This window comes from Planctomicrobium aquicomposti (assembly GCF_051466325.1).
GTDB lineage: Bacteria > Planctomycetota > Planctomycetia > Planctomycetales > Planctomycetaceae > Planctomicrobium.
Genome location: NZ_CP195792.1, coordinates 946,959 through 962,500 on the forward strand (window position 1 = coordinate 946,959; position 15,542 = coordinate 962,500).

Here is a 15,542-nt window from a genome sequence, read left to right on the forward strand (position 1 = left end):
AGCATTCGGGCCTGTCTGGGAATCCCGGTCTACTGGCAGCGGGGAAATCTCCGTGCAGCGGACGGTTCAGGCGAGAACCGGTCTGCTCTCAAGGGGACGGAAAAAAGGAGCGGGTCCGGCCATCTCACGCTGAAACGGCACCTGAAGATTGATCAAGGTTTCACCGCCTCCCAGAAACAGACAGCCGTCCGTTGCCAGAACGCGATGAACCCCGGCGAGAATGGCTTCCTTGCGCGGTTGGTCGAAATAGATCAACACATTGCGGAGGAAGACGACATCGAATGCGGGCAACGCGCCGATCGACATCAGATTCAACTTGCGACACTGAATCAGCGAGCGGAGCTCCGCTTTGGCCTGCCACACCAGCCCGGTGCGCTCGAAGTAACGGGCCAGCAACCGGGCCGGCAGACCTCGGTTCACCTCGAACTGGCTGTAAGTGCCGTTGCGGGTACGTTCCAGCATTTCGTCGGACAGGTCTGTCGCCAGAATCTCGACTGTCCATGTCGCCAGTTCCGGAAAGTATTCCCGGATGGTCATGGCCAGGCTGTACGCTTCCTGACCGCTGGAACAGGCCGCTGACCAGATCCGCAGCCGTCGCAGCGGTGTGCGTGCGGCAATCAGTTTTGGTAGCAGCTGCTCGCGCAGAACATCGAAGGGCTGCAGGTCGCGAAAGAAACTGGTTTCATTGACGGTCATCGCTTCGGCGACTTTGTCGTGCAGCGCTGAAGCCGGAGTCTTGCGGAGTTCCGCGACCAGTGATTCGACATTCTGCAGCCCCATTCGCTCGGCGAACGGAGTCAGCCGGGACTCCAGCAGGTAACTCTGCGTGGAGGAGACGGTGTTTCCGGATCGTTGGGAAACGACGTCGCGCAGATAATCGAAATGCACAGCGGCGAGTGGCATCTGCGAAATCTCAGACGGAGGAAGAGTGAAAACTTGTTGCGATGGCTGACATCAGGCGCTCCGGACGGAACAGATTCCGCCGGTCGGGTTACCTCGCTTGTGGAGACGAGTAGATCCGCAGTGGAGCGGCGGCCACGGATCTGAGAATCTCGGGTGCGATGTCCCGGAGAGCGAGGACCTGATGGGCGAGGCCTGCTTCCGTGACGGCGCGGGGCATGCCCCAGACAACACTTGTTTCCTGATCCTGTGCGATGATTCGACCACCGCGCTCTCTCACCAGTTTCGCTCCTTCCAGTCCGTCTTTTCCCATACCGGTCAAGACGGCCGCCAGAACTCCGGCTCCATAGAGTTCCGCCGCCGACTGAAACAGAACATCGACCGCGGGGCGACAGCTGTTGACCGGCAGCCCGTCGTCCAGCTGGATGCGTTCTTCGCCGTCTCGCCGAACGATGCGCACATGCCAGTTGCCCGGGGCAATCAGCACCTGTCCTGCGATCAGCGGCTCGCCGTCGACCGCCTCTCGCACGGGGCAGGGGCAAGAGTCGTTGAGCCGATTGGCCAGTAGTTGCGTGAACACCGGAGGCATGTGCTGCACAATCACGATCGGAACCCCGAAGGTTCTGGGTATGGCGGGCAGGACTTCAGCCAGAGCGTTGGGACCTCCGGTTGAGACGCCGATGACCACGACCTCCACAGGGTCGCGTCGAACCGCCTGATGGACCCGGACAGCAGGGGGGAGGGATGCCCGCACCACAGTAGGAGCAGGGTGAGTAGGAGCAGGGTGTTCCTGCTGCTCAATCCGCTTCTCGCCCCAAAACCGGATTTTGGTCACGAGTTCGGAGTCGATGAGATCGAGTGACTGCGCGAGGTTCACGACATTGCGCGGCTTTGTGACATAGTCGTTGGCTCCCTGTGCGATGGCGTCGAGGGTGGAGTGCCCCCCTTCGACCGTCAGCGAACTGAACATCACGATCGGCAGAGTACGGTCCAGTCGGCGAATCCCAGCCACCGCTTCCACACCGTTCATTTCCGGCATTTCAACATCGAGGAGCACCACATCAGGCTGCAAGGACTGAAACGTGGCGACCGCTTCGGCACCATTGCGGGCCACTCCGACCACCAGCAGATCACGGTGGCGGCTGAGGGCCTGCACGAGAATGCGGCGGATCACCAGTGAATCGTCGGCCAGAAAGATGCGAATCGGACGGGACACGGGCCAGACCTTGTCAGAGGAGAGAAGTTTCGACGAAACCTTCAGCAGAGTTCGGAGACTGAGACTGATGGGGGAGACCAGGCGCCGATCAGTCGCAACTTGTCGATCAGAATTTCGGGAGTGAAGGGCTTCATGACGAACTCATCCACACCCGCCATGAGGGCTCGGGCCATTTGCCGGGGTTCTGTTTCGGTCGTGACCATGACGACCTTCAGGTTCGAATACATGGAATGAGTCCGCAGCGCCTGGACGAATTCGAGTCCATTCATCTCGGGCATGTTCCAGTCGACGAGCACGACATCGATATCCGGCAGGGTGTCGAGCTGCGCGATCCCTTCCCGACCGTGGGCCGCCTGGGAAACCCGGAAGCCAAGAGGCTCGACGATCTGCTGCAGGATGCGCCGCATGGCGCGTGAGTCGTCAATGATTAAAGCATGCATAGGAGAATTCACGACCTTCAGGAAATCCGACGAGGTGCCCTCCCGGCATGATGAGTGGCCTCCTGCGATCAATGGCGACCGAGTCGCCTGCTCAGGCAATCAACAGGGGACCGCAGTGGAACGACGCGGGCACTGCGATCCCCCGCACACAGACGGGCCGACTCAGATTTTGAACCTTCCCACAAGGTTCTGCAGGGCAACTGCCATGCGTGAGAGCTCATCGGCTGCCTGTTGCGTGTTGCCGGCACCCTGCATCGTGCCGTCTGCTGCTTTCGCGACGGAAAGGACACGTCGCACAATGTCGGAACTTCCGCCGGCCGCTTCCTTGATGCTGCGGCCGATCTCACCCGTGGTGGCTGTCTGCTCCTCGACAGCGCTGGCGATGGTCCCCGAGACGTCGCTGATCTGGTTGATGATCTGCGTAATCTGCTTGATCGCCTGCACGGCCCCTTCGGTATCATTCTGGATGGTTTCAATCCGCAGGCTGATATCTTCCGTGGCTTTAGCGGTTTCCTTGGCCAACTCTTTGACTTCGTTGGCGACAACCGCAAAGCCCTTGCCCGCTTCACCGGCCCGCGCCGCTTCGATGGTCGCGTTCAGGGCGAGCAGATTGGTCTGTTCGGCGATCGAGTTGATCACCTTCACCACCTTGCCGATTTCAACGCTGCTGTCTCCCAGCTTGGCGACTGTCTGGTTGGTCGATTCCGCAACTTTCACTGCACTGCCGGCGATCGTGGCGGCTTCGGTGGCACTGCGGGAAATTTCGCGGATCGAGGAATTCATCTGTTCCACGCTGGCCGCCACGCACTGCACGTTCTGGCTGACCTGCTCGGAAGTCGTGGAGACCACATTGGCCTGTTCGGAAGTACTGCCGGCGGTCGACCGCATTTCCGTACTGACGGCAGCCAGCTCGTTGGATGCGGCGGCCAGTGTCTGCGCATTCTCCGTGATTCCGGCGATACTCAGACGCAGGTCCTTCAGGAACTTCTCCAGTCCCGCACCGATTTTGCCGACCGCATCTTCTCCCGCGACTTCAATCTTGCGGGTCAGATCTCCCTGGGTGGCGGCATCGACCACCGAGAGGAGCAGCTCGACCTTGCGGGCCTCTTCGGCCCGTTCCCGCTCACGCTTTTCACTGTCCGAGAGCTGTTGCAGCAGCTGCTTCTGAGAGGTGATGTCTGAAGCGTATTTCACAACCTTGAAGGGCTTGCCGTTGAGATCGAAGATCGGGTTGTAGGAAGCCTGCAGCCAGATTTCGCGTCCACCCCGTGCGAGTCTGCGGAACTCTCCGGCAAAGAACTCACCACGGCCGAGATTGATCCAGAACTCCCGATACTCGGTGCTGCGGGCATAGGTTTCATCAGCGAACAGGCTGTGATGCTTGCCTTTCAGCTCTTCCAGCGAATAGCCCATCGTGCGGCAGAAGTTCTCATTAGCATCGAGAATGGTGCCATCCATGCGGAATTCAATCACTGCCTGAGATTTGCGGATGGCGGCAATCTGGCCGGCATAGTCGGCATTCCTGATCATCTGCTGAGTGATGTCGGTGGCGTATTTCACAACCTTGAATGGGACCCCTTCCTCATCGCAGATCGGATTGTACGAAGCCTGAATCCAGAGTTCTTTTCCTTCTTTGCCGATCCGTTTGAACTCTCCCGCCTGGAATTCTCCGCGGGCCAGGCGAGTCCAGAATTCCCGGTACTCCGGGCTGTTGCGTAGCTCACTGTCGACAAACAGACTGTGATGCCGACCCTGAATCTCTTCCAGCCGATAGCCGACGGCATTCAGGAAATTGGTGTTCGCATTAACAATGGTTCCATCCAGTTCGAACTCGATCACCGCCTGTGATTTGCCGATCGCTGCCACCTGTCCGGCATAGTCGGCGTGTTGCCGGGTTTGCTCCAGTGAGGGGCGCGCCACACGGGCAGCAGCGGGTTTGGTTCGTTTCGCCGGGCCACGCCCGGAGGCCGCGGAACTGCGGGAGGGAGATGTCTTACGTTTTTTTACGGCAACCATCGGCGGACTCCGGTCATGAGGGGAATAAAGATGGCAATTGTGGGAAGACGATTACTGTTCAACGGCATTGGCGATTGCGCCATTCCGGCTTGTCATGGCCCCGTCCTCGCCACGCGGACGTGAGCAGTTCACCCGACGAAGCGCTGGCTGCGCGGGGACTGGAAAGAGCAACCGGCTCTAACCCGCCCAGCCGACCGGGCGGGCCGACTCATGGCGCGGTTCAAGGCTTTGAGTATTGAGAACCAGCATCAGCCGGCCATTCAGTTTGTACACTCCCTGCACCGCCTGACGGATGCGCTGTGGCAGCGTATCGGGGGTTGGTTCGAACTGGTTCTGTTCCACTTCCAGCACGTCGCCGATTTCATCAACGAGCAGGCTGACCGGTCCATCGGCGGTGCGGAGGACGACATTCATCGGAGGGCGGGTCTGCTGCGGGTCGAACAGCTCCAGGCATTGCCGCAGATCAAGTGCGGTGACAATCTGCCCGCGCAGGTTCATGAGTCCATGCAGCATCTGCTGTGCGAGTGGGACCGTTGTCGTACGCTGGTGTCGCAGCACTTCCTGAACATGTCGGACTTCGACTCCGAACAGGAGATGCGCGACCTGAAACGTGCAATAGGCCGATGAGTTCTGCATAGCTAGTTGACTCCCTGTCGTGAGCGGGCCGCCGTTGCGGCTGACACGGTCGCCGAAGACGCCGTCGAGTAATGAGGGCCCTTGAGATCGGCGAGGAACGTCTGGGGGTCGATCAGACGGGTCACCTTCCCCGCAATGATCTGCGTGTTCAATGTCCCTTGTGACAGGGCTGCACATTCCACGATGTCGACGACGCTCTGGACCATCAGCCCGACACTGTGGGTCAGGTCGCTGAAGACGACGACCGGCAGTTTTGCAGTATTGCTCCGGGAAGTTCGGTCGTGTGTCGCAGCCAGCCGGACCAGCGGCATGATCCGTCCGCGGTATTGCACGACTTCCTGACGGCTGTCGTATTCAATGGAGTGCACATCGATCTCTTCCAGACGCGAGACGCTGGCGAGCGGAATGGCGGCCCGGGTGCCGTCACCTGGGTCGACGACCAGCCAGGACTGCCGGGTCTCCACACGTTCCGGCATGGAGCTGTTCAACTCAGCCAGTGTGGCGTCGCGGTGAGCGACCAGAATATTCGCCTGCTGCGCGAGGCCGGAGACATCGAGAATCAGCGAGACCGTTCCATCCCCCATGATGGTTGCACCCGCATAGGCGGAGAGCGATTTCAGATGAGGACCCAGCGGTTTGACGACAATTTCCTGAGTGTCCCGGATGTGATCGACAATCAAGCCGAACTGATGATCTTCGGCCTGCAGCACGATGATGTTGACTGCTTCGCCCGCCCGGTGTTCGGCCACGGTCCGGCGCTCACGCAGACCGAGTTGCTCATCCAGATAAACAAGCGGGAGGAGTTTGCCCCGCAGCCGGTAGACCGGGGAATCGTGGATGAGCTCAATATCCCGTCGGGACCGTTCTCCTTCCAGACGGACCAGTTCCAGGAGGCTCACCTGCGGGATGGCGTAACGTTCACTGCGGCAGGCCACGATCAGTGCCGGAACGATCGCCAGCGTCAACGGGATGCGGATACGCAATGTGGTTCCCTGGTGCAACACGCTGGAGATATCGAGTGTCCCGCCAATCTTTTCGACATTGGTTTTCACGACATCCATCCCGACACCGCGGCCGGAGACGTTGGTCACCTTGTCGGCCGTGGAGAAGCCTGGCAGCAGAATCAACTGGATCAGCTCCCGCTCGCTCATCGCGTCCGCCTGTTCGGCGGTGATCAGCCGCTGGCTGACCGCTTTCGACCGGACCCGCTGGACATCGATGCCGCCGCCGTCATCGCTGATCTCGATGTTGACCTGTCCCCCTTCATGGAAAGCACGCAGGCAGAGTGTCCCTTCCGCCGGCTTCCCCCGGGACTCGCGAACTTCGGGAGATTCGATGCCGTGATCGACACTGTTCCGCACGATATGCGTGAGGGGATCCTTGATCGCTTCCAGAATCGTCTTGTCGAGTTCCGTTTCCGCGCCTTCCAGTTTGATCTGCACCCGCTTGCCGCACGAATTCGAGAGGTCCCGAATCACTCGGGGGAGCTTGCTCCACGCATTGCTGATCGGCTGCATGCGGGTCTTCATGACTCCCGCCTGCAGCTCGGTGGTGATGTGATTCAGGCGCTGGGACGCGGCGGCGATCGTGGAATCTTCCGAGGTGCGGCTGAACTGCAGGATCTGATTGCGGGCCAGAACCAGTTCGCCGACCAGATTCATGAGACGGTCGAGCAGTTGCACGTCGATGCGGACTGTGGAGTCGGTGATCGAGGCCGTTCGCTCGGCGGTCTCCGGCTCGATGTCGGGAGTGGAGTCGTTGACGTGGACCGGTTCGACAACTGGTCGGGGCCCCGGAGCCGGTGCGGTCAGCGTGTCAGGCAACGGCTCGGAGAGTCTGCTGCTTGTATGGGCTCCGTTTCCGTCTGCTGTCCGGATTGTCTCATTAACCTCCGCGCGAGTGGAAGGGGGATTGCGGAGGTCCTCCAATGTGGCGATGAGAGAGTTGTAATCGGCGTCACCTTCCCCACCGCTTGTTTCGATGTTGGCGAGGATGTCGCGAATGGCGTCGACCATCGAGAGCAGTCCGCCGGCGATTTCCGCATTCAGCCGCAGACCTCCATCACGGAGTGGCACCAGCAGGTTTTCGCCGACATGGGCGACATGTTCCAGTTTGGGATAAGCCAGAAAGCCGGAGGTCCCCTTGATGGTATGGATCGTTCGGAAGACACTCGACAACCGTTCGCGATCGCAAGGGGTTGATTCCAGTGCCACCAGATCGCGATCCAGTCGATCGAGATTCTCGTAGCTCTCCACGAGAAACTCTTTCACGATGTCGTCGAGTTCTTCCATCGGCTCGCCCGGCTTTCCCTGTCAGAAAGTGATGCGTGTCGGCCGCTGCCGATGCACGCCAAATCTATATCGTGTGCAATCAGGACCCTGTTGCGATTTTTCATCACGCGCCAGGATAGAATCTGCTGGGGAACGCCTCCTCAGGTCGGTCCCTGATGACGTTGCCGCACAACGTGATGGTCGGAATCCGGACCATCGCAGCGGCCAGCACGCGCGGAGAATATGCAGGTCTGAGTAGGTTCACTCTCCACACTTCACAGGACCGCAGAAGAAACATGCGGGCGTGCCAGTGCCCACTTCAGATCCGGCATTCCACAAGTCAACACGCAGGGTTGAACGGAGTACGTTCGCATGCCGCAGCAGAAAGAACTCAGATTCGCGTGGGGAGTGCGCGAAGCTACGCGACCTCCAATGTCTTGAGGCGAAGCGGGACGTTGACGATTCAGCGCACAGCCCAGCCAGCTCGCTCGCTCTCGAACCGAACATGTCCTTTGACGGGAAGATCGACGGCAGAGGCTGAGTGGTGTAGAACCTCCGTGCGGACTCGACTGCAACGCTGTGTTGCACGAGCGTCGAGTCTCCTCTTCGCCAGAATCGGTCTGTCAATGTCGGAACCGGATTCGGGCGCGGAGTCAACAGCCGTGATTGCCATGCGCTCCAGGAAGAATCAAACACGATGAGTATTGTTGCCGCTGCCAAGGTTCCCGCGACGTTGCGGTGGGTCGGAGATTTCGATGGCTGGCTGGCCTTGCTGGACCAGACCTTGTTACCGCTGGAGTGTCGGGAGCTGGAATGCCGGACCGTCAACGACGTCTGGGAAGCGATCCGGAGGCTGTCGGTTCGTGGGGCTCCGGCCATTGGCTGCGCAGCGGCGTATGGAGTGGTGATCGGGCTGCAAGGTTTGCCGACGGGAGAGGAAGCTCCCTTTGAGGCCCGTCTGCAGGAAGTGGTCGATTTTCTGGCAGGGAGTCGTCCAACAGCCGTGAATCTGTTCTGGGCCCTGGAACGGATGAAGCAAGCGGCAGCGACAACGCGTGGTCTTCCCGTTGAACAGCGACGCGCGCGATTGCTGATCGAAGCCCAAGCCATCGAACGGGAAGACCGGGAGATGTGTGCTGCCATGGGGCGGCACGGGGCGGCGTTGCTGGCCGATGGCATGGGGGTTCTGACGCATTGTAATGCCGGCGGATTGGCCACCGCTGGTGACGGCACGGCACTCTCGGTGATCTTTGCGGCAGCGTCTTCGGGGAAAACGTTACACGTCTACGCGGATGAAACCCGCCCGCTGTTGCAGGGGGCCCGGCTCACCGCCTGGGAACTTCAGCAGCGGGGCGTCCCGGTCACGCTCATCTGCGACTCGATGGCCGGGTGGGTCATGAAAGAGAAGAAGGTTCAGGCCGTCATAACCGGGGCTGACCGGATCGCAGCGAATGGAGATGCCGCCAACAAGATCGGAACCTACTCTGTGGCGTTGCTGGCGAAAGCTCACGGGATCCCGTTTTACGTCGCTGCTCCCTCAAGCACATTCGATCTGGCGATGCCGACCGGTGACTCCATTCCGATCGAGCAGCGGCGACCGGAAGAGGTGACGATCCCGTTCGGAAGTCAGACGGCTCCGGATGGAATCGACGTCTACAATCCAGCCTTCGATGTCACACCCGCCGAATTGATCACAGCGATCATTACCGAGCGTGGAATCATTCGTCCCGTCAACCGGGACAGTTTGTTGCAGATGCTCTCCTGATGCGATGTCGCCTCACGGGTATTCGAGAGAAATCGTTGCCGCAGGAGCAGTCGGGTCGATCGAGAACATGACGGGTGAGGTCGTGGCGGTGGGAGGCACCGCATGCGCATCGGCCGGTTCCAGATAGCGGATTCCCCAGGCCAGCGCGATTCCCAGCAGCAGCGAGATGGTGAGTGGCACGCGATGGTGTGAGTGAAACTCCATCTCCGGCAGGAGATCACTCAGCGATATGCAGAGAAAGACTCCTGCGGAAAAGGCCAGCACGCCACTCATCAGCATGGTCTGCTGATCGATAAGCAATTTGGCTCCTGCAAGAAAGAGAAGTGCTCCCAGGGGACACATGGCGGCGAAAGCGGCGTTGACCGCCAGTTGCGATCGCGGGGACCAGTTTGACCCACGCATCAGGGCGGTGATCGACAGGGCATCCAGCGGCTTGTGCAACAGGATGGCCAGAAAGGTTCCCAGCGCCGGCAGTCCCCACCCCGCAGCGTGTGACGCATCGATCTGCAGACTGGCGCCGAGGGCCAGACCGTCCATTAGCGTATGCAGCGACAGTCCGACAAACACTCCGATCCAGCTCATGTCGGCAGCCAGTTTGCCGTGGTGCGCGGCGTGACCATGCTCGTGGCTGTGATGGTGACCTCCACAGTCGTGGTCGTGGCCCGGCTCATGCAGCTGTTCCGGCTCGTGATGATGAAAATGAAACGTGCGCAGCAGAAAGAACATCACCAGCAACCCCAGCATCACGCAGAGGGCCACCCGGTCGACCCCCGCCGGGCCGGGGCTATGCACCAGTGCATGAGGAAGCATGTGAAAGAGGGCGATGCCGAGCATCAGTCCCCCCACAAAGCTGATCAGAATCTGCATGCGTCGGTGAGTCAGTTCGATCAGGCTGGGGAGCCGTCCCCCCAACAGGGAGGCCAGAATGATCAGCACGCAGTAAATCAGCAGGATCAGTGAAGATGATGCCATGAGCAGGCAGCGGCCAGTCAGAGGGAGCAAACAGGAAATCCGCCATTCTACGGCCATCTCCCGCATCCGCAATGTGGCGGGCCGGTTTCGCGTGGCACGACGGTCACCGCCGGATACTTCTCATGGGGACGGGAGGGGGCTTGCCGATTGGTCGGCACAGAAAGAAAAAGAGCAGGGGCTTCCCGAAGAAAGCCGCCTGCTCATCGTGTCGACCGCTCCCGGATTGTGCGAGCCTGCTGCCGTTGGATTGGTCCGTTCTTGCGGTGTGGAAGTGAACTCTTCCTCACTCGAAGCGCGTGGGGAATCATCCTGCCGCAAGGAGACCGCTGGGTTCAATCTGTTTCAGGCGGAGTGCTTGGCCAGCAGTTCCGCAATCTGCACGGCATTGGTCGCGGCACCTTTCCGGAGATTATCGCTCACGCACCAGAACGACAGGCCGTTGGGGTGCGACAAATCCTTTCGGATTCGACCAATGTAAACCAGGTCGGAACCGTCGCACTCATGCGGCAGCGGATACTTGCCGTTTTTGAGGTCGTCGACCACTTTGATCCCCGGGAAGCTCTCGAACAGCCCGCGGGCCTCTTCCGGGCTGACCGGGCGTTCGGTTTCAACGGTGATGGTTTCGCTGTGACAGTTGGCCACGGGAATGCGTACGCAGGTCGCATTCACCAGAATGCTCTGGTCCCCCAGAATCTTCCGGGTTTCGTAGACCATTTTGAGCTCTTCGCTGGTGTAGCCGTCGCTCTTCTCGCTGCCGATCTGCGGAATGCAGTTAAAGGCGATCGGATGCTTGAAGGTCGTGTACGTATACGGCTGGCCCGCCAGATAAGCGCGGCTTCCTTCCACCAGATCGGCTGTTCCCATCACCCCGGCCCCGCTGGTGGCCTGATAGGTGCTGACAATCACCCGCTTGACGCGTGCAGCGTCGTGTAAGGGCTTCAGCGCGACAACCAGCTGCGTTGTGGAACAGTTGGGGCTCGCGATGATTCCCTTGGCGTTCAACGCCGCTTCCGGATTGACCTCCGGGATGACCAAAGCGACATCGTCCTTCATTCGCCAGTAGCCCGATTCGTCGATGACCTTGCAGCCTGCTTCGACGGCGGCGGGGAGATACTCAGCTGCGACGTCATCGGGAGTGGAGGCGATCACCAGATCGGAGCCGGCAAAGCACTGCTTTGTCAGTTCCTCGATCGTGTATTCTTCCCCTTTGAATGTCAGCTTGCTGCCTGCGCTCCGGGCCGAAGCCAGGAACCGGAATTTCTTGGCGGGAAAGTTCCGCTCTTCGAGTAACTGTCGCATGATGCGACCGACAGCCCCGGTGGCGCCGATGATGGCAACGTTCTGAAACACACTTCGCTCCAAAGGGTAAAACCGCAAACCGCCCGCGTAAAATCAAACCGACAATTCTAATGCCCGCAAGGTTCGGACTCAAATCCCGATCTGGAGGAGCTGGAAGCATTCTGAATGTTCGCTGTCCCTCTTCGTCGTGCGGATGAGCTGCCGGGGGGCGAGGGGGACCGATTCTCCGGTTCGAGGGTGTGGAGAGTTCATTCTGATGGGACCTGGGAAATTTTCCTCAGAAGTCAGGGCGCCTGTCGGAATCGGACTTCAGTGCTTCGCCTCCCAGCAATCGCAGGGAATCAGTTTGCGATGCGTCCCGCTGCCGCTCGGTGTGCATTTTCCACTGTGGAATCAACAGTCTCCTCAGAAGTGGCTCTTTGGGGCAAGCTGCCCGTACACCTGAGCGGAGCGGGTTTCCGGAAACTGCGGCGCCATTGCCGGGAACCGCAGGAGAAATGCCGCTCCCCCCGCAGGAGAGGTTTCGCACCCCACCGACCCATGAAAGAGTTGAGCCACACGCTGGACGAGGGGAAGTCCTAAACCTGTTCCCGGGATTCGGTTATGCCGGGATTCGACCGTGCGGTAGAACGGCTCGAAGATCGCCTCCCGCTCTGAATCGGGAACTCCCCGGCCCCCATCTTCCACACGAATCCATATGCCGTTGCGGTCTTCCCCCGCCCGAATGCGAATGGCCGAACCCGCTGGACTATATTGAATCGCATTGGCGATGAGGTTGTTCAGAGCCTGGGTCAGCAGAACGGGCGAAGCGATCACGGACGGGCTTCCCTCGCAGGAAATTTGGAAATCGCCCCAGCGGGGGTGGTTTTTCCACGGGACCAGGGAACTGGACAGCCACGCTGAGACATCCACTCGTCCCGTATCGGGAGGAGGGGTCCCTGCCTCGGTCCGTGCGAGGAACAGCAGGGTCTCCACCATCTGCTGCAGCTCTTCCGTCTGCTTCCCCAATAAGGTCAAAGTTTCTCGGTACTCATTGTCGGAGCGGGGTTTGCGTAAGGCGACATCGATCTGGCCCCGCAGCACAGTCAACGGCGTGCGAAGTTGATGCGCCGCATCTCCGGTAAAGCGGCGCTGCTGGTTGAAGGCGGTCTGCAACTGGTCGAGGAGCTGATTGAAAGATTCCGCCAGTTGTGCCAGTTCATCCCGTCGGTCGGGGATCTCCAGCCGGGACGAGAAATCCCGCCCGCTCATCGATTGGGCTCGACGGGACATTTGACGGACCGGTGCCAGCGCGCGAGCACAAAAAGTCCGGCCCCCCACCGCCGCCAGCGACCAGACAATCAGGGGGGTCATACAGACGAGCCAAGTGAGCCGTCGCAATTCGGAGTGGAGGAGACCGGTGTGCTGGGCGGCAACAATCACGACTTCAGCCGATTCATCCGGGTCCCGCTCATCGGCCGGTTTGGGCGACGGGGCTGTCAGCCTCCGAGTCTGATACCGCCACGGAGACTCGGTAAAAATATCGGAATTCGGGTACGCGAGGGAGTTGGTCAGTTCCAGCAGACGCTGGCTCTCGGCGGTCGACAAATCCAGATTTCTTGAGTGATCGACGATTTGTTTGTCCTGGTCGACGATCACCCAGCAAATTTCGTTTTCTTCTCCGTCATTGCCGATCGCAATGGTGTGGTCTGTCGGCTGCCACTTGACTCCGTCTGGCTCTACTTCCGTGGCCGCCACAAGAATGTTGATCGCACTGGTCACCTGCTGATCAGACTGGGAAAAAAGGTGGTGGCGAATGATGAGAAACGTGAGCGCCGAACAACCGGCCAGGCAGACCGCGACGGCCGCCAAAAAGAACAAGGAGAGCCGGTTCACCAGAGTCATCTCAGCTTCCAATCGGCTGTTCGAACTGCAGGATGTACCCGCTCCCCCGACGGGTCTGGATCAGGCGAGGACCATATTGCTCCAGCTTTCGTCGCAATTCCTTGACGTGAACCTCGATTGTGTTTGAAAGCCCATCGAACTGGTCCCCCCAGACGGCATCGAAAATCCGTGTTCGTGACAGAACCGTTCCGGGATGTTTCAGGAACAGGCAGAGGAGTGAAAATTCCTTCGCGGTCAGATCGAGAGGGTGTCCATCGCGCGTCGCCCGTTGGCTGGCGAGATCCGCTTTGACATCGGAGTACTCGAGAGTAAGCGAATTACGCTGCTCCGGTCGCCGCAGCAATGCCCGGACGCGTGCCAGTAACTCTTCGAAAGCGAAGGGTTTACAGAGATAGTCATCTGCTCCGGCATCCAGCCCCTCGACCCGTTGGGACAAGGCGTCCCGAGCGGTCAGAAACAGCACCGGAGTCGCCCGGTCGCGACGACGAAAGCGCTTGAGAACCTCGATTCCATCTTCGCCGGGTAACCACCAGTCGAGCAGCACCAGATCCCAGGGGCCCCGTTCCAGCATCAATGCTGCAGCGGGACCATCGGGAGCGTGTTCAACACGGTAACCTTCTTCGGACAGTCCCCGAACCAGGAAATCCGCAATTCGCGGCTCATCTTCCACAACGAGAATGCGACTGCTCATGCCGTCCTCAGGCGAATGGCCCGAGTGAAATGGAAAGAAGGTCGCCTCCGCAGAGGGCGAAATCGTCACGTCAACCTTTAGCCGGCTGCAGCGCTGCACTCAGTCCGGCGGCCCGCCGCACAACGCCATTGTAGGAAGAGTTTCGCTGGAAAGGGGGTGATGAAGATAAATTCCAGCTTATCTACCGGCCCGGTGAAGCGACGTCGCAATCAACCGGCCCACCCCTTTCGCAAAGAAGCTGGCCAAAAACCGGGAAATCCCAAGGCTGCGGCGAACTTCAGAAGTGACAGACGAGCCATAAAAAAGATCAGCAGCCCCGGAACTTGAGATCTGACCGCAGGAGTGGACGAGAAACGGAAGCCGCCCCTCAAAAGATAAGACGGGAGCTCAAACTGCCACAGGGGACGTGGACCAAAAGCAGCCACAACACAACCTGTTTGTCAGACGGGGGATGCAGGCGGTCGGGGCCGGGGAAACGGACGGCGGGCATCCGCAATCAACCAGGCGATTCCACCCGTCAGAAGAAGAAGTGAAACGACAAAGAAGGCGACCGACTTTCGAAAATCGTTTCCGACCAACCGTGAAGAACCCGGAATACTCGGGAGAAACTCCACTTTGGCTCGCTCCTGTGGGACGGGAAAACTGAGGGAAACCAGATCTCTCCCGCTCTGCAGGACTCCTTGGTCGTCAACAAACTCGTAGTCCACCTGCTGCAGACGGATGGTCCTGCCACGACTTCCGGGAAATGCGACTTCCGATACCCGAAGAACGGAGGCGAAAGCGGACCGGGAAGATGTCAAATAGGGGAGCTCTTCCCAGGACCTCCAGCCAGTGACGACCATTGCCACGAAAAAACCGAGGAGGAGGATTGCCTTGAACCTCTCGGCCTGAGCGTCGAAGGTGTGCATCGAGGAGACTCCGGTGCCTGCACGGAGAGAAGAGCACAACAGCAACAAAAAAACCCCGCCTCTTGCGAGACGGGGTTTTTAAAATTAAACCGGCAATGACCTACTTTCGCACCTTTCGGCACTATCATCGGCCCCAACTGCTTAACGGTCGTGTTCGGAATGGGAACGTGTGTTTCCAGTTGGGTTTGGTCACCGGAAGACCCTGAAGGCATGGTTAGACACCAGCAGGGAGTATTAAAAAATGGTGGTTAGACGCGTGTCATTTTGCTCTTGAGTAATTGTAGCACGACTGCGTGATCTGAAACTAAAATGATCAAGCATTTGTCCGTTAGTACTGGTCAGCTGAGAGCATTACTGCCCTTACACAGCCAGCCTATCAACCTGGTAGTCTTCCAGGGGACTCAATCGAAATCTGATCTTGGGACTGGCTTCGCGCTTAGATGCTTTCAGCGCTTATCCGAACCGTTCTTAGCTACCCTGCGCTGCCTCGAGCGAGACAACAGGAACACCAGCGGAACGTCCCTCCAAATCCTCTCGTACTAAAG

At 59.4% G+C, this 15,542-nt stretch carries 11 protein-coding genes and 2 rRNA genes (1 of these 13 only partly in view); 1 reads left to right on the top strand and 12 read right to left on the bottom strand.

Annotation, left to right across the window (positions count from 1 at the left end):
• Positions 1-66: 66 nt before the first annotated feature.
• The 6 genes from SH664x_RS03585 to SH664x_RS03610 all read right to left on the bottom strand — a co-directional run bounded on the left by SH664x_RS03585 (position 67) and on the right by SH664x_RS03610 (position 7,499).
• Positions 67-903, bottom strand: a complete 837-nt coding sequence (locus tag SH664x_RS03585; RefSeq protein WP_437205116.1) for a CheR family methyltransferase — start codon at positions 901-903, stop codon at positions 67-69.
• 88 nt (positions 904-991) lie between these two features.
• Positions 992-2,116, bottom strand: coding sequence for a protein-glutamate methylesterase/protein-glutamine glutaminase (locus tag SH664x_RS03590; protein WP_437205118.1), 1,125 nt, complete (start codon positions 2,114-2,116; stop codon positions 992-994).
• 41 nt (positions 2,117-2,157) lie between these two features.
• Entirely contained in the window at positions 2,158-2,556 is a 399-nt protein-coding gene (locus tag SH664x_RS03595; RefSeq protein WP_437205120.1) for a response regulator, read from the bottom strand.
• Between the two features lie 162 nt (positions 2,557-2,718).
• Positions 2,719-4,572: a methyl-accepting chemotaxis protein gene (locus SH664x_RS03600; protein ID WP_437205122.1), complete on the bottom strand. Its 1,854-nt coding sequence runs from the start codon at positions 4,570-4,572 to the stop codon at positions 2,719-2,721.
• A 177-nt stretch (positions 4,573-4,749) separates the two neighbouring features.
• Positions 4,750-5,208, bottom strand: coding sequence for a chemotaxis protein CheW (locus SH664x_RS03605; RefSeq protein WP_437205124.1), 459 nt, complete (start codon positions 5,206-5,208; stop codon positions 4,750-4,752).
• Between the two features lie 2 nt (positions 5,209-5,210).
• Positions 5,211-7,499 (bottom strand): chemotaxis protein CheW, encoded by a 2,289-nt coding sequence (locus SH664x_RS03610; protein ID WP_437205126.1) that lies wholly within the window; start codon positions 7,497-7,499, stop codon positions 5,211-5,213.
• A 676-nt stretch (positions 7,500-8,175) separates the two neighbouring features.
• Here SH664x_RS03610 and mtnA point away from each other — a divergent pair.
• Positions 8,176-9,243, top strand: coding sequence for an S-methyl-5-thioribose-1-phosphate isomerase (gene mtnA / locus SH664x_RS03615; RefSeq protein WP_437205128.1), 1,068 nt, complete (start codon positions 8,176-8,178; stop codon positions 9,241-9,243).
• Between the two features lie 12 nt (positions 9,244-9,255).
• On the opposite strand, the gene SH664x_RS03620 is transcribed toward mtnA, so the two are convergent.
• The 6 genes from SH664x_RS03620 to SH664x_RS03645 form a co-directional block, all read right to left on the bottom strand.
• On the bottom strand, positions 9,256-10,215 hold the full coding sequence (locus tag SH664x_RS03620) for a ZIP family metal transporter (RefSeq protein WP_437205130.1): 960 nt from the start codon (positions 10,213-10,215) through the stop codon (positions 9,256-9,258).
• 342 nt (positions 10,216-10,557) lie between these two features.
• Positions 10,558-11,565 (bottom strand): aspartate-semialdehyde dehydrogenase, encoded by a 1,008-nt coding sequence (locus tag SH664x_RS03625; RefSeq protein ID WP_437205132.1) that lies wholly within the window; start codon positions 11,563-11,565, stop codon positions 10,558-10,560.
• A gap of 354 nt (positions 11,566-11,919) precedes the next feature.
• Positions 11,920-13,398 carry an ATP-binding protein gene (locus SH664x_RS03630; protein ID WP_437205133.1) on the bottom strand — a complete coding sequence of 493 codons (1,479 nt, stop codon included), beginning with the start codon at positions 13,396-13,398 and terminating at the stop codon, positions 11,920-11,922.
• Position 13,399: 1 nt separating this feature from the next.
• Positions 13,400-14,089 carry a response regulator transcription factor gene (locus SH664x_RS03635; RefSeq protein ID WP_437205135.1) on the bottom strand — a complete coding sequence of 230 codons (690 nt, stop codon included), beginning with the start codon at positions 14,087-14,089 and terminating at the stop codon, positions 13,400-13,402.
• 995 nt (positions 14,090-15,084) lie between these two features.
• Positions 15,085-15,194: ribosomal RNA gene (gene rrf / locus SH664x_RS03640) — 5S ribosomal RNA — on the bottom strand.
• 112 nt (positions 15,195-15,306) lie between these two features.
• Positions 15,307-15,542, bottom strand: a 23S ribosomal RNA gene (locus SH664x_RS03645) (it continues 2,543 nt past the right edge of the window).

Bases quoted from the DNA above. Each gene is read 5' to 3' on its own strand.
- SH664x_RS03585 (WP_437205116.1), bottom strand. From the start codon at position 903: ATGCCACTCGCCGCTGTGCATTTCGATTATCTGCGCGACGTCGTTTCC.
- SH664x_RS03595 (WP_437205120.1), bottom strand. From the start codon at position 2,556: ATGCATGCTTTAATCATTGACGACTCACGCGCCATGCGGCGCATCCTG.
- SH664x_RS03600 (WP_437205122.1), bottom strand. From the start codon at position 4,572: ATGGTTGCCGTAAAAAAACGTAAGACATCTCCCTCCCGCAGTTCCGCG.
- SH664x_RS03605 (WP_437205124.1), bottom strand. From the start codon at position 5,208: ATGCAGAACTCATCGGCCTATTGCACGTTTCAGGTCGCGCATCTCCTG.
- SH664x_RS03610 (WP_437205126.1), bottom strand. From the start codon at position 7,499: ATGGAAGAACTCGACGACATCGTGAAAGAGTTTCTCGTGGAGAGCTAC.
- mtnA (WP_437205128.1), top strand. From the start codon at position 8,176: ATGAGTATTGTTGCCGCTGCCAAGGTTCCCGCGACGTTGCGGTGGGTC.
- SH664x_RS03620 (WP_437205130.1), bottom strand. From the start codon at position 10,215: ATGGCATCATCTTCACTGATCCTGCTGATTTACTGCGTGCTGATCATT.
- SH664x_RS03630 (WP_437205133.1), bottom strand. From the start codon at position 13,398: ATGACTCTGGTGAACCGGCTCTCCTTGTTCTTTTTGGCGGCCGTCGCG.
- SH664x_RS03635 (WP_437205135.1), bottom strand. From the start codon at position 14,089: ATGAGCAGTCGCATTCTCGTTGTGGAAGATGAGCCGCGAATTGCGGAT.